The organism is Roseococcus sp. SDR (assembly GCF_019083995.1).
GTDB lineage: Bacteria > Pseudomonadota > Alphaproteobacteria > Acetobacterales > Acetobacteraceae > Roseococcus.
On record NZ_JAHRCU010000011.1, the window covers coordinates 115,318 to 127,966 of the forward strand.

At 70.6% G+C, this 12,649-nt stretch carries 13 protein-coding genes; 9 read left to right on the top strand and 4 right to left on the bottom strand.

Annotated features, from left to right (window positions below; all coding sequences use genetic code 11):
• Positions 1-144: 144 nt before the first annotated feature.
• The 6 genes from KTR66_RS14045 to KTR66_RS14070 all read left to right on the top strand — a co-directional run bounded on the left by KTR66_RS14045 (position 145) and on the right by KTR66_RS14070 (position 6,984).
• Positions 145-1,647 (top strand): TSCPD domain-containing protein, encoded by a 1,503-nt coding sequence (locus KTR66_RS14045; RefSeq protein WP_213613405.1) that lies wholly within the window; start codon positions 145-147, stop codon positions 1,645-1,647.
• Positions 1,644-2,111 carry a RidA family protein gene (locus KTR66_RS14050; protein WP_213613499.1) on the top strand — a complete coding sequence of 156 codons (468 nt, stop codon included), beginning with the start codon at positions 1,644-1,646 and terminating at the stop codon, positions 2,109-2,111. Before KTR66_RS14045 ends, KTR66_RS14050 begins: the two co-directional genes overlap by 4 nt.
• Positions 2,112-2,137: 26 nt before the next feature.
• Positions 2,138-3,283, top strand: coding sequence for a GNAT family N-acetyltransferase (locus KTR66_RS14055; protein WP_213613407.1), 1,146 nt, complete (start codon positions 2,138-2,140; stop codon positions 3,281-3,283).
• A 115-nt stretch (positions 3,284-3,398) separates the two neighbouring features.
• Positions 3,399-4,277: a DMT family transporter gene (locus KTR66_RS14060; RefSeq protein WP_213613409.1), complete on the top strand. Its 879-nt coding sequence runs from the start codon at positions 3,399-3,401 to the stop codon at positions 4,275-4,277.
• A gap of 58 nt (positions 4,278-4,335) precedes the next feature.
• Positions 4,336-6,309 (top strand): DNA/RNA helicase domain-containing protein, encoded by a 1,974-nt coding sequence (locus KTR66_RS14065; protein ID WP_213613411.1) that lies wholly within the window; start codon positions 4,336-4,338, stop codon positions 6,307-6,309.
• 108 nt (positions 6,310-6,417) lie between these two features.
• The gene (locus KTR66_RS14070; protein WP_213613413.1) at positions 6,418-6,984 is read left to right on the top strand and encodes a hypothetical protein; all 567 of its coding nucleotides are present in this window, start codon (positions 6,418-6,420) and stop codon (positions 6,982-6,984) included.
• On the opposite strand, the gene KTR66_RS14075 is transcribed toward KTR66_RS14070, so the two are convergent.
• From KTR66_RS14075 to ettA, 3 genes are read right to left on the bottom strand one after another with little or no spacing between them, the layout of a single operon-like run.
• On the bottom strand, positions 6,981-7,502 hold the full coding sequence (locus KTR66_RS14075) for a GNAT family N-acetyltransferase (RefSeq protein ID WP_371819128.1): 522 nt from the start codon (positions 7,500-7,502) through the stop codon (positions 6,981-6,983). The genes KTR66_RS14070 and KTR66_RS14075 overlap by 4 nt on opposite strands.
• Positions 7,503-7,506: 4 nt before the next feature.
• Positions 7,507-8,085: a hypothetical protein gene (locus KTR66_RS14080; protein WP_213613417.1), complete on the bottom strand. Its 579-nt coding sequence runs from the start codon at positions 8,083-8,085 to the stop codon at positions 7,507-7,509.
• Positions 8,086-8,088: 3 nt separating this feature from the next.
• Positions 8,089-9,768, bottom strand: a complete 1,680-nt coding sequence (gene ettA, locus KTR66_RS14085) for an energy-dependent translational throttle protein EttA (protein WP_213613419.1) — start codon at positions 9,766-9,768, stop codon at positions 8,089-8,091.
• 74 nt (positions 9,769-9,842) lie between these two features.
• On the opposite strand from ettA, the gene KTR66_RS14090 reads away from it, so the two are divergent.
• A complete protein-coding gene (locus KTR66_RS14090; RefSeq protein WP_213613421.1) occupies positions 9,843-10,424 on the top strand; it encodes a glutathione S-transferase family protein in 582 nt (193 codons plus the stop codon).
• Positions 10,425-10,462: 38 nt separating this feature from the next.
• Here the strand turns inward: KTR66_RS14090 and KTR66_RS14095 are convergent, their stop codons facing one another.
• The gene (locus tag KTR66_RS14095) at positions 10,463-10,954 is read right to left on the bottom strand and encodes a nucleoside deaminase (protein WP_213613434.1); all 492 of its coding nucleotides are present in this window, start codon (positions 10,952-10,954) and stop codon (positions 10,463-10,465) included.
• Between the two features lie 81 nt (positions 10,955-11,035).
• Here KTR66_RS14095 and KTR66_RS14100 point away from each other — a divergent pair, with 81 nt between their 5' ends.
• Together KTR66_RS14100 and KTR66_RS14105 are read left to right on the top strand one after the other, a co-directional pair.
• Entirely contained in the window at positions 11,036-11,221 is a 186-nt protein-coding gene (locus KTR66_RS14100; RefSeq protein ID WP_213613436.1) for a rubredoxin, read from the top strand.
• A gap of 58 nt (positions 11,222-11,279) precedes the next feature.
• Positions 11,280-12,632 carry a cyclopropane-fatty-acyl-phospholipid synthase family protein gene (locus KTR66_RS14105; protein WP_213613439.1) on the top strand — a complete coding sequence of 451 codons (1,353 nt, stop codon included), beginning with the start codon at positions 11,280-11,282 and terminating at the stop codon, positions 12,630-12,632.
• Positions 12,633-12,649: the final 17 nt, after the last annotated feature.

Genomic DNA, 12,649 nt, shown 5'->3' on the forward strand with positions numbered 1-12,649 from the left:
CATCTTCCCACAATTTCGCGGCGCGGCAAAGCATCCGGCGGCGTGCAGGGGCATGGGAGTTTTCCACAAGATGTTGTGGGCCGTTCCCGTTCTGGCCACATCATGCGGCTTCCCGGCGGAGGGGGCGCGGGTTAGGCTCAGGGCATGGCACGCATCGCTGGAAGCTTGTGGGAAGGGGTCGCGCTGAGGCGCACCCGCATCGGCGCGGACCCCGACGCGCCGCCCCGCGCCGTCGCCCTGCCGGATTCCTGGGAGGATGACGCCGCGGCCGCGCTCGCCTCGCTGGTCCCGGGGGAGCGCCCCATCGCCCTGCCCCGGATTGCCGAGGCCTGGATCGCGCGGGCGCTGAAATCCGGTGAGAAGGCCGGGCTGATCACAGCGGCCGAGGCGCCGCATCTGGCCGAGGGCTGGCGCGCCCTGCTGCTGACGCGCCGCGGCGCGCCCGGCGCCGAATGCTGGCGCGGCGACGCCAAGGCCGAGCCTCGCTTCGTGCTGAACCTGCCCGCCTTCCTGGAACCCGAGGGCGGACTCGACCTCGAAGGCTATGCCGAGGCCTGTGCGCTGGCTGTGGTCTTCCTGGACGCCGTGACGGGCGGCAAGGCCGTCAAGCTGCGCCTGGGCTTCGCCGACCTCGCGGGCCTGCTGGCCGGGCTTGGCCTGCCCTATGACAGCGCCGAGGCGCGCGAGGTGGCGGCCGGGATCGCGGCGCTCACACGCGGTGCCGCCGAGGCGCAGAGCGGCCGGATGGCCGAGCGCCTGGGCGCGCGTGAGCCGATCGCACTGATCTGGCCCGAGCCGCCGATGCAGACGCCGGTGCCCGGCCTCGCCGCCGCGGCCCGCGCTGCGCTGGATGCCGCCATGGCCTCGCCCGGATTGCGCCACCAGGCGCTGGTGGCCCTGGCCCCGGCCGACGCGGCCGAGGCGCTGCTGGGGGCCGAGACCGCCGGCATCGCGCCCGCGCCGGGTGCGACCCGCGCCGTGGAAACGCCGACCGGTGTGGTGGATGTGCCGACGCGGGCTGCGATGCGCGCGCCGCAATCGCGCGTGGCGGCGCTGCTGGGCCCGGTCAGCCAGGCCTCGCGCCGGGCGATGCAGGCGGCTGTCGCGCCCTTCCTGCACGCGGCCCCGCCCGGGCCGGTGGCGCTGCCTGCCGCGCCGCGCCCCGCCCCCGCCCCCAGGCCCACGCTGCGCCGGCAGTCGGGCCAGACGCTGCATGTCACCGTCGGCGGGCATCGCGTGGCGCTGCGGACCGCCGAGGAGGATGGCGTGCTTCGTGAGATCGCCTTCAGCCTCTCCAAGGAGGGTGCCGCCTATCGCAGCCTGATGGATGCCTTCGCCCAGGCGGTCTCGGCCGGCCTCGCGCGGGGCGTGCCGCTCGCGGATTACGTGGACGCCTTCGCCTATACGCGCTTCGGCCCGGCCGGCGCGGTCGAGGGCGACCCGGACATTCCCCGCGCGACCTCGGTGCTGGACTGGGCCTTCCGGCGGCTCGCCATGGATTATCTGGGCGGTGCGCTGCCGCAGCCCGAGGCCGAGGATGTGGCGCCGGGCAGCCTCTCCCGCGCGGCGGAGCAATCGCCGCTGCTGCCGCTCGACCTGCCGACGGTGGCGGAACGTCCGAAACGCAATCTGAGGGTTGTTGCCTGATGTCGAAGATCGAAACGCGCCTGGCCGAGCTGGGCCTGACCCTGCCCGAGGCCGGCGCGCCCATCGCCAACTACGTGCCCTTCACCGTCTCGGGGAAGATCATCTACGTCTCGGGCCAGGTGCCGCGGAAGGATGGCAAGATCCATCCGGCCGGCCATGTCGGCGCGGGCGTCTCCGTCGAGGAGGCAAAGGCCGCGGCGCAGCAATGTTTCCTCTCGGTGCTGGCCCACGCGAAGGTGGCGGCGGGCGGTGACCTGGACCGCATCAAGCGCGTGCTCCGCCTCACGGGCTATGTGAATTCCACGCCGGATTTCGGCGATCAGCCGACGGTCATCAATGGCGCCTCGGACTGCGCCGTAGCCGTCTTCGGCGAGGCCGGGCGGCACGCGCGCAGCGCGGTGGGCGTCGCGGCGCTGCCGGGTGGCGCGGCCGTCGAGGTCGAGGCGATTCTCGAACTGGCCTAATCCGGGTTTCGCCCCATTATCGGGCGATGGATTCCGCCGAGCTCCGCCTCTCCCTGCATCCCGCCATCGCCGAGATTCCGGCGGCGGAGTGGGATGCCTGCGCGGGCGACAATCCCTTCGTGAGCCATGCCTTCCTCGCGGCGCTGGAGGAAAGCGGCAGCGCCTCGGCCAAGACGGGCTGGCTGCCGCAGCACCTGGCGCTGCGCGATGCGGGAGGTGAGCTGGTCGCCTGTGCGCCGGCCTATGCGAAGTCGCACTCCTATGGCGAATACGTCTTCGACCATGGCTGGGCCCAGGCCTATGAGCAGGCCGGCGGGCGCTATTATCCCAAGCTGCAGGTGGCGGTGCCCTTCAGCCCGGTGCCCGGGCCGCGCCTGCTGCGGCGGCCGGGCGTGCCGGTGGCGGCGATGGCGCAGGGGCTGGCGCAGGCCATGGCGGCGCTGAAATTCTCCTCCACGCACATCACCTTCTGCACGCGGGAGGAATGGGAGGCGCTGGGCGAGGCCGGGTGGCTGCAGCGCATCGGCGTGCAGTTCCATTGGCAGAACCGGGGCTATGGCTGCTTCGAGGATTTCCTCGGCGCGCTCTCCAGCCGCAAGCGCAAGACGCTGAAGCGCGAGCGGCGGGCGGTGGCGGAAAGCGGGCTGACGCTGAAGACGCTGCGCGGGGCAGAGATCACGCCCGCGCATTGGAACGCCTTTCATCGCTTCTATCGCAACACGGTGGATGCGCGCTGGGGCAGCGCCTACCTGACCAAATCCTTCTGGCCGCTGCTGGGCGAGAAGCTCGGCGATCGCGTCGTGCTGATGTGGGCGGAGCGGGATGGCACGCCCGTGGCCGGCGCACTGAACCTGCTGGGCGGCGAGGCGCTCTATGGGCGCAACTGGGGTTGCACCGAGGAAGTGCCCTTCCTGCATTTCGAGCTCTGCTATCTGCGCGCGATCGATTTCGCGATCGAGCACGGCATCGGCCGCGTCGAGGCCGGCGCGCAGGGCGAGCACAAGATCCAGCGCGGCTATCTGCCCGCCACCACCTATTCCGCGCATCTCATCGCGCATCGCGGATTGTCGGATGCGGTAGCGCGCTTCCTGGAGCATGAGCGGCCGGCCCTGCGCGAGCGCATGGAAGAGCTGGCGGCGCTTTCGCCCTATCGGCGCGAGGGCGAGGCCTGATGGCGAAGTCGCCCTTCTTTGCGCGCATCAAGGCCCATGTGCTGACGATCGTGGCGAGCCTGCCGCATGGCGTGCCGAAGCAGACCCGGCCGGCGAATGCGCCGGTTTCGCGCGGATGATCCTCGCCTACGGGCAATTGGCGCTGGCGATGATCCTGGTCGGCGCCAATGTGGGCGTGGCCAAGCTGCTGGCCGATGCGCTGCCCATCGCGATGATCGCATGCCTGCGCTGCCTGCTGGCCGTGGTGGTGCTCTGGCCGCTGGCACGCCTGATCGAGGGGCGCGTGGCCGTGCCGGGCGCGGTGAAGCACAACCTGTTCCTCCAGGCCGTGTTCGGCACGGCGATCTACAATGCAGGGCTGCTGGCGGGCTTGCGCTTCACCTCGGCGCTGGAGGGCGGCCTCGTTCTGGCGACGCTGCCGGCGGTGGTGGCGTTGGGCAGCTTCCTCTGGCTGCGGGAGCGGCTTTCCGCGCGGCAATGGTTGGCGGCGGGGCTCGCCGGCTTCGGCATGGCGGCGATCACGTTGGCGCGGCTGGGGGGAGGCAGCGGCGGCTCGGCGCTGGGGAACCTGCTGGTGTTCCTGGGCGTCTGCGGCGAGGCGATCTATGTGCTGCTGGCCCGCCGCGTGGCGGGGGCGGTGCCGGTGATCACCGCCTCGCTCTGGATGCAGGCGTTTTCGGCCGTGTTCCTGCTGCCCTTCGCCGCACCCGGCTATGCGAGCGTTGCGGCACTGGCGGACCCCACCCTGCTCGCGCTGCTGCTGTTCCATTCGCTCACGGCGAGCGTGCTCTGCCTGCTGCTCTGGTACGCCGGCATGAAGCGCGTGCCGGCGGCCACGGCGGGCGTCTTCACCGCCTTCCTGCCGGCGAGTGCGGCCGTCACCGCCGTGCTCTTCCTGGGCGAGGGGTTCGGGCTGGTGCATGCGGCGGGCTTCGCGTTGATGATGACGAGCCTGCTGCTGGCGACCTGGCCGGGGCGGGGGAATTCCCGCTGACAGACGGACGCGGGGCCTGGTAGCCTGATTTCATGCCATCGCCACTTCTTGCTCCCCCATGAGGGCCTGGTTCGCCTGCACGGGCGCCGAGTTGCTGGCGCGTGACCCGGCCGACACGGTGGGCCGCCTCGCCTCGGCCCAGCAGGGGCGCGGCTTCGCCGGCAGCGCCGAGCAGGAGGCGGCCTGGCAGCACCAGGTTGCCACGCTGCGTGAGGCTCTGCGCGCGCATGACAGCGCCGGCTGGACCGTCGCGCTGGAATTCGACCTGATGCGGCTGGAAAAGCGCATTGACGCCGTGCTGCTGACCGACCGTGCGATCCTCTGCCTGGAGTTCAAGCTGAACGACCGTTCGCCCGCGGCGCGGCGCGAGGCGGAGGATTATGCGCTCGACCTGCGCGACTTCCATGCCGGCAGCCGCGCGCATCCGATCGTGCCCATCCTGGTCACGGGCGGCGCGCCGGTGGGCCTGCCACAGCCGAACCTGTTCCTCGATGCAGTGCTGCCCGCGCTGCACGCCACGGATCGCGAACTGGGCGCCATCATTGGCTGGGTCCAGGCGCAGGCGCCGGTCAAGCCGCTCGATGGGCAGGCGTGGCTCAACGCACCCTACCGGCCGGTGCCCAACATCGTCGAGGCCGCGACCATGCTCTATGCGCGGCACGGCGTGGGCGAGATCGCTGCTGCCGGCGCGGATCGCGCGAGCCTGACACGCACCACCGCAGCCATCGCGCGCGCGATCGAAACGGCGCGGCGGGAGGAGGCGCGGATCGTGGTCTTCGTCACCGGCGTGCCGGGGGCGGGGAAGACGCTGTGCGGGTTGAACACGGTGTTCGGCGCGGCGCAGGGCGATGGCGCGGCCTTCCTGACGGGCAATGCGCCGCTGGTCGCCGTGCTGCGCGCAGCACTTGCGCGCGATGCCGTGGCGCGCGGTGAATGTGACGCGCAGGAAGCAGAACGCCGCGTGAAGGCCGGGCTGCAGAACGTCCATCGGTTCCTGGAGGAATGCGTCGAAGCGCCCACGCGCCTCCCGCCCGAGCGCGTCATCGTCTTCGACGAGGCGCAGCGCGCCTGGGACGAGGCGAAGGCCCGGGCTGGCAGCCGCAACCGCGCCTCCCGGCTCACCATGAGCGAGCCCGCGCATACGCTGGAGATCATGGGCCGCCGGCCAGGCTGGGCGGTGGTGGTCGCGCTGATCGGCCAAGGGCAGGAGATCAACACGGGCGAGGCGGGGCTCGCCGAATGGGGGCTTGTGGTGCCGCGCTTCGGCTGGCGGGCCTGGGCCGCGCCGATGGCCGGGCCGCTGCTGGCCGATGGGCCGCGCCCCTGGCTCACGGAGGAGCCGGATCTCGACCTCACCGTGCCGATCCGCAGCCTGCGCACCGAGGCCTCGGCCGCCTGGGTGGATGCGGTGCTGACGGGCGAGGCGGAGGTCGCACGACGGATCGCTGCCGGCATCCTGGACTTCCCCTTCTTCCTGACGCGCAGCCTGGAGGCCGTGCGCGCCGGGCTGCGCCGCTTCGCGCGCGGGCAGCGGCGGGCCGGCCTCCTGCGCAGTTCGGGCGCCAAGCGGCTGCGCGCAGAGGGCCTCGCCGCCGAGGTGGAGGCGAAGGACGTGCCCGACTGGTTCCTGCGCCGCTGGCCGGACATCCGCGCCTCCGACGCGCTGGAGGTCGCCGCCACCGAGTATGCCTGCCAGGGGCTGGAGCTCGACGTGGCCGGTGTGGCCTGGGGCGGGGACTATCTGCGCGGCCCGGCCGGGTGGGAGGCGCGGCGCTTCGCGGGCCATGGCTGGCAGCGCGACGCCAAGGATTTCCACTTCGTCCGCAACACATACCGCGTGCTGCTCACGCGGGCGCGCGGCGAGACGATCCTTTGGGTGCCGCCCGGCAGCGATCCCGCCGAGCCCTTCCATGATCGCACGCGCCCCATGGCGGAGATGGACGCCATCGCCGCCTTCCTCCAAGCCTGCGGCGCGCGCCCGCTGCCCGTCCTTGCTCCGGAGCCTGTCGTCGAGCCGTTCCGCCTTCTCTGACGCCTGTTCACGAAGCCTTCACCTTTTCCGCGCATCCCTCATCCGACTGCCGCGAAGGACGGCGCCGCGGGCCAGCCTGGAGCCGCGGTGAGAGATCGGGAAAAGCCCATGCCGCACAGCCTCCCCTCCGACGCCCCGCCCTCCGAGGCGGACGCCACAGCACTCCAGCCGCTCATCCAGCGCACCTGCCAGGCGCTGCACGCCATGGCGCGCAGCCTGGAGGCGCTGGAGAGCGTCTTCGAACGCATGGAAGCACTGGAGCAGCGCGAGGCCGAACATCACGACCTGCTCTCCGGCACGCAGGAGACGGTGGCGCATGTCATCGCGCTGCTGCGGCGCGAGGGGCCGCCCCTCTTGCATCGGGCCCAGGCGCTGCGGCTGCGGCTCAGGCTGCAGGGCTTTGCCGCCAACAGCAGCACGGCGCAGGCACTCCGCACGTTGCATGCCGATCTCGACGGTCTCGCCGCTTTCGCGCCGGAACCCGGCGGCAGCGTGGCATTGCTCTGGGCGCCCTATGTGCGGCGCGCGCGCAGCAACACGCTCATCATGCTCTCGGAATTCGACCGGCATGCGCGACAGATGGCGGAACAGCAGGTCGCGGGCACCGAGGTCATCGCCGTCACGCGTCCGGAGGGGGCCAACATCCTGCCCTTCGAGGCGCCGAAGCCCGGCTAATCCTTCGCCAGGCTCTCGAACACCACCATGCGGTGGCCGCGATGCTGGAACTCGCCGCATTCGCGCATGCCGCAATCGCTCAGGACCGCACGCGACGCGAGGTTCGTCTCCCGCGCCACGCCGATGATGCGGGGCAAGCCCACCGCATGGCCGAATTCCAGCGCGGCCCGTGCGGCCTCCCGCGCATAGCCCTTGCCGCGGCATTCGGGCCAGAGAGCAAAACGCACGGCGATGCCGCGCCCATCCGGCCGTTCCATCAGCCCGGCAATGCCCAGGAATTCGCCCGTCTCGCGCAGGAAGACGCTCCAGGTGCCATAGCCGCGCACCTGCCAGAAATCGATGTCGTCCTCCAGCTCCTCGCGCGTGCGCTCGGGCGTGCGGGTGCCGTGCAGCATATAGCCGAACACCGCCTCATCCGCCTTCAGCCGGATCAGGTCGGGCAGGTGCTCCAGGCCCGGTGGCAGCAGGGAGAGGCGCTGCGTCGTGATGCTGCGCCGCTGGCCGAGCACCTGGGACACCGCCTCAGCCTTCCAGCCGGATGAGATAGCCGCCGGCCTCGTCGGGCTCGAACTCGGCATAGCCGGTGGCGATGCGCGCCAGCGGTGCCGCCGCATGCAGCGCACGGAACAATCCGTCCGGGCTGCCGGGCCGGACCCAGCCGCGCGGCATGGCGCCGATGCGGATGAGGGCACCCGCGATCACCTGTGCGCAATTGCCGCCGACGGCGAGAAAGAGCGGCGGATTCTCGGCAATCTCCTGCCAGATGGAGACGAAATCGGCGGCGCGGGATTCGCCCACGCGCAGGATGCAGAAGGTGGTCGGGCAAATGCGCGCCCGCGCCTCGGTCGCGCGCATGTATTCCGGCCGGTCGCGCAGCAGGGCCGCCGCATCGCGCACCATGCCGGGCGCGATCAGCGCGAGGCGCCGGTCCCGCTTCGTGCGCGCGTAGTAACCGACCGGCACGCCGCGCGGCAGGATGGCGTCAGCATGGCCGCCCTCATCCGTGCTGCGTGCGAAGGGCCCCGCCTTGTAGCGGCAGGCGATCCCCACCTCATCCGGCCCCACGACAAGCACGCCGGGCGCATGCGCGGATTCGATCATGACCTACCGGACCAGCGGACGATACTTGATGCGGTGCGGCTGGTCGGCGGCCGCACCCAGACGGCGGCGCTTATCCGCCTCGTAGGCCTGGAAATTGCCCTCGAACCACTCGACATGGCTGTCGCCCTCGAAGGCGAGGATGTGCGTGGCCAGGCGGTCGAGGAACCAGCGATCGTGGCTGATCACCACCACGCAGCCGGCGAATTCCATCAGCGCCTCTTCCAGCGCGCGCAGCGTGTCCACGTCGAGGTCGTTGGTCGGCTCGTCGAGCAGCAGGACGTTGTGCGGCTCGCGCAGCATCTTCGCCAGGTGCACACGGTTGCGCTCACCGCCCGAGAGCACGCCCACACGCTTCTGCTGATCCGCGCCGCGGAAATTGAAGGCGGCCGTATAGGCGCGCGAGGCGATGCTGCGCTTGCCGATGTTGATCGTGTCGTCGCCGCCCGAGATCTCCTCCCAGACGGTCTTCTTGTCATCCAGGCTGTCGCGCGACTGGTCCACGTAACCGAGGTTCACCGTGTCGCCGATGCGCAAGCTTCCGGCATCGGGCGCCTCATTGCCGGTGATCATGCGGAACAGCGTGGTCTTGCCCGCGCCATTGGGGCCGATGACGCCCACGATGCCGCCGGGCGGCAGCTTGAAGCTGAGATCGTCGATCAGCAGGCGGTTGCCATAGGCCTTGCGCAGCCCCTCCGCCTCGATGACGGTGTTGCCGAGGCGCGGCGGAGGCGAGATGAGGATTTCGACCTCGCCGGGGCCGCGCTCCTGGCTCTTCTCCAGCAGTTCCTCGTAACGGGCGATGCGCGCCTTGCTCTTGGCCTGGCGGGCGGAGGGGCTGCGCCCGATCCACTCCTGCTCGGCGGCGAGCGTGCGGATGCGCGCCGTGTCCTCGCGGTTCTCCTGCTCCAGGCGCTTGCGCTTGGCTTCGAGGTAGGAGGAGTAGTTGCCCTGGTAGGGGAAGCCGCGCCCGCGATCCACCTCCAGGATCCAGTTGGTGACATTGTCCAGGAAGTAGCGGTCATGCGTCACGACCAGCACGGCGCCCGGATAGTCGCGCAGCGTGTGTTCGAGCCAGGAGACGCTTTCCGCATCCAGGTGGTTGGTCGGCTCGTCCAGCAGCAGCAGGTCGGGCTTTTCCAGCAGCAGGCGGCAGAGCGCGACACGGCGGCGCTCACCACCCGAGAGCTTCTCGACCGAGGCTTCCGCCGGCGGGCAGCGCAGCGCGTCGAGCGCGATCTCGACGCGGCGGTCCAGCTCCCAGCCATCGGCGGCGTCGATCGCCTCCTGCAGCTGGCCCTGCTCGGCGAGGAGTTCGTTCATCTCCTCCTCGCTCATCTCCTCCATGAAGCGCTCGCTGATCTCGTTGAAGCGCTTGAGCTGGGCTTCCAGCGTGGCGAAGGCGGCGCGGACATTCTCGCCCACCGTCTTGTCGGGATCGAGCTGCGGCTCCTGCGCGAGGTAACCGACGCGGGCCCCTTCGGCGGCCCAGGCCTCGCCGCCGAAATCCTTGTCCATACCGGCCATGATCTTCATCAGCGTGGACTTGCCGGCGCCGTTCGGGCCGAGCACGCCGATCTTGGCATCGGGCAGGAAGGAGAGGGTGATGCCCTTGAAGACCTCGCGGCCGCCCGGATAGGACTTCGTCAGGTCCTTCATCACATAGACATACTGGTAGGCGGGCATGGCTCGGTCCTGCAGGGAAGGAGAGGGATGCGCGGCTTCTATCCCAGGATGATGCCGATGGGGAGGGCTTGGATGTGCTGACGCTCCATCTGGCGCCGGGCTCCAGTTCGATGGCCGCGCATATCGCGCTGCGCGAGGTGGGGGCGGATTTCGAGACGCGGCAGGTCTCGCTCGCGGCGCGGGAGACGCGGCGGCCCGAATTCCTGGCGCTGAACCCGGCCGGGCAGGTGCCGCTGCTGATGACACCCGAGGGCCCGCTGACCGAGGTGGCAGCCATTCTCTTCTGGCTGGCCCGGCGGCACCCGGAGACGGGGCTGCTGCCCGAGGGCACCATGGCCGAGGCGCGGGCCATCTCCTGGATGAGCTTCCTGGCGGCCACGGTACATCCGGCGCGGCGGCAGGGGCTGGAGCATGCCCGCATGGTATGGGCGCAGGCCGAGGCGCGGCTGGGCGCGGCGCCCTATACGCTGGGCGAGGCCTATTCCATCGCCGACATCCATCTGTTCCGCCTGTTCTGGCGCTTCCGCGGCGGCGCGGCGCTGGAGCCGGGGGAATTCCCACGCCTCACCGCCCATCACGACCGGGTGCTGGCGCGCCCCGCCGTGCAGCGCGTGCTGCGGGAGGAGGCGGCGATGGGGTATGAGCTGCCGCGTTAGAGTCTGATCGCCTTTGGTGCTGGCACCAAAGGCGTGAATCAGCCTCCAGGCGCGTGATCCCAGGCGCCGTCGTGCAGGGCGATGGCTTCGGGATCCTCTTCCAGCAGCGGGCCGACGACCTCCACCGGCCGCTGGCCGGCCGCCAGCACGGTGCGGCAGGGCAGGTCCAGCGTCAGATTGTCCGGATGCGGGCCGATGATGCGGCCGAGCTTGTGCTCGCTCATCGCATAGACCAGCCGCCCGATGCCGGCCCAGTAGAGGCTGCCGGCGCACATGGCGCAGGGCTCGGCGCTCACATACATCGTGGTCTGCGCCAGTTCCTCTGCCGTATAGGCGGCGCAGGCGCGGCGGCTCAGCACTGTCTCGGCATGGCCGGTGCGGCCCTCGGTGTCGAAGGCATTCTCCTGCTCCATCAGCACGCGGCCCTCTCCATCCACCAGGATGGCGCCGAACGGGTGCTTGCCGTTGGCACGCGCGCGGCGGGCGACGGCGAGGCTGTGGCGAAGCAGGGCGATATCGTCGAGCGGCATGGATCGAGCCTGCCACGCCCGGCGGGCTTGACGGAAGCGCGGCGTGCTTCCGATGCTCGCGCGTGACCAAGGGAGGGCCGCATGGGCGCCGAGGAACCGTTCCACGTCTGGGAATGCGAGCTGTGCAGCTATGTCTATGACGAGGCGAAGGGCGCGCCGGAGGATGGCCTGCCCCCCGGCACCCGCTGGCGCGACGTGCCCGAGACCTGGTCCTGCCCGGATTGCGGCGCGGCGAAGAGCGATTTCGTGATGCGGAAGGTCGGCTGAGGCGGCCTTCCGCCGCACCCTTCCGCCGGGCGGGGCTTGCGCTTAAGAGGGCGCCACCATGGCCCCCGAACCCAACCCCGCTTCCCCTGCCACACCGGACCGCCGCATTGCGGCGCTGCGCCGGCTGATCGCCGACCTCGGCAGCAAGCTCGAACTCGATCTCGCGGTGCGGCTCTGGGATGGGCATGCGGTGCCGCTCGGCTCGCGCTGGAGCGGGGACCTCGCGCTGGCCATCAATGACCCTTCCGCCATCACGCGGCTGCTGCGCAAGCCGAAGACACCCACGCTGTTCGACCTGATGGCCGAGGGGAAGATCGACCTGGAAGGCGGCAGCCTGCTGGCCTTCTCGGATCGCATCGGCAATCGCCGCACGCGGGGCCTGCTGAAGCAGATCGACAAATTCGCCGCCTTCCGCGCGCTGCTGCCCTTTCTCTTCGGGCCGGGCGAGGCGAACCAAGCAAAGAAATCCGGGGGCCACGCCTATGCCGGCGCGCAGACCGCGCGCTTCGAGGAAGGCCGCGACGACACGGCGCTGATCCAGTTCCACTACGACCTCTCGAACGAGTTCTATTCGCTCTTCCTCGACCCCGAGATGGTCTACACCTGCGCCTACTTCCCCAACGGCAATGACACCATCGCCGAGGCGCAGCAGGCCAAGCTCGACATGATCTGCCGGAAGCTGCGGCTGCAGCCGGGCGACCGCATGCTGGACATCGGCTGCGGCTGGGGCGGCCTCGTCTGCCACGCGGCGCAGCACTATGGCGCGAAGGCGCATGGCGTGACGCTGAGCCAGGCGCAGTACGACTTCGCGGTGGCGAAGGTGAAGCGCCTCGGCCTCGAGGACCGTGTCACGATCGAGCTGCGCGACTTCCGCAGCCTGGAGGGGATGGAGTTCGACAAGATCGCCTCGATCGGGATGTATGAGGCGATCGGCCTCGACAACCGCGAGGGCTATTTCCGCCAGATCCGCAATCTGCTGCGCCCGCGCGGCATCTACCTGCACCACGCCATCGCGCGGCCGATGAAGAAGAACGAGCGCGAGTTCCGCAAGAAGCGCCCGGAATTCGCGGCGCTGGTGAACTACATCTTCCCGGGCGGCGAGCTGGACCACATCGGCGGCAGCACGGATTCCATGGAGCGCAACGGCTTCGAGATCCATGACACGGAGAACTGGCGCGAGCATTACGGCCGCACCTGCCGCATCTGGACCGAGCGCCTCTACGCCAACCGCAAGGCGGCCGAGGCCGAGGTGGGTGCGGCCAAAACGCGCATCTGGCTGCTCTACCTCGCCGGCTGCGCGCTGGCCTTCGAGCGCGGCACGGTCTGCATCTTCCAGACCGTCGCCACCAAGCGCACGCGCGGCCCCTCGGGCCTGCCGCTGACGCGGGCCGATCTCTATCCGGCGGGCTGAGAGCCGCGCTTCACCTT

Excerpts from the sequence above, each read along its gene's own strand:
- KTR66_RS14045 (WP_213613405.1), top strand. The coding sequence starts at position 145 with ATGGCACGCATCGCTGGAAGCTTGTGGGAAGGGGTCGCGCTGAGGCGC.
- KTR66_RS14055 (WP_213613407.1), top strand. The coding sequence starts at position 2,138 with ATGGATTCCGCCGAGCTCCGCCTCTCCCTGCATCCCGCCATCGCCGAG.
- KTR66_RS14060 (WP_213613409.1), top strand. The coding sequence starts at position 3,399 with ATGATCCTCGCCTACGGGCAATTGGCGCTGGCGATGATCCTGGTCGGC.
- KTR66_RS14065 (WP_213613411.1), top strand. The coding sequence starts at position 4,336 with ATGAGGGCCTGGTTCGCCTGCACGGGCGCCGAGTTGCTGGCGCGTGAC.
- KTR66_RS14070 (WP_213613413.1), top strand. The coding sequence starts at position 6,418 with ATGCCGCACAGCCTCCCCTCCGACGCCCCGCCCTCCGAGGCGGACGCC.
- KTR66_RS14080 (WP_213613417.1), bottom strand. The coding sequence starts at position 8,085 with ATGATCGAATCCGCGCATGCGCCCGGCGTGCTTGTCGTGGGGCCGGAT.
- ettA (WP_213613419.1), bottom strand. The coding sequence starts at position 9,768 with ATGCCCGCCTACCAGTATGTCTATGTGATGAAGGACCTGACGAAGTCC.
- KTR66_RS14095 (WP_213613434.1), bottom strand. The coding sequence starts at position 10,954 with ATGCCGCTCGACGATATCGCCCTGCTTCGCCACAGCCTCGCCGTCGCC.
- KTR66_RS14100 (WP_213613436.1), top strand. The coding sequence starts at position 11,036 with ATGGGCGCCGAGGAACCGTTCCACGTCTGGGAATGCGAGCTGTGCAGC.
- KTR66_RS14105 (WP_213613439.1), top strand. The coding sequence starts at position 11,280 with ATGGCCCCCGAACCCAACCCCGCTTCCCCTGCCACACCGGACCGCCGC.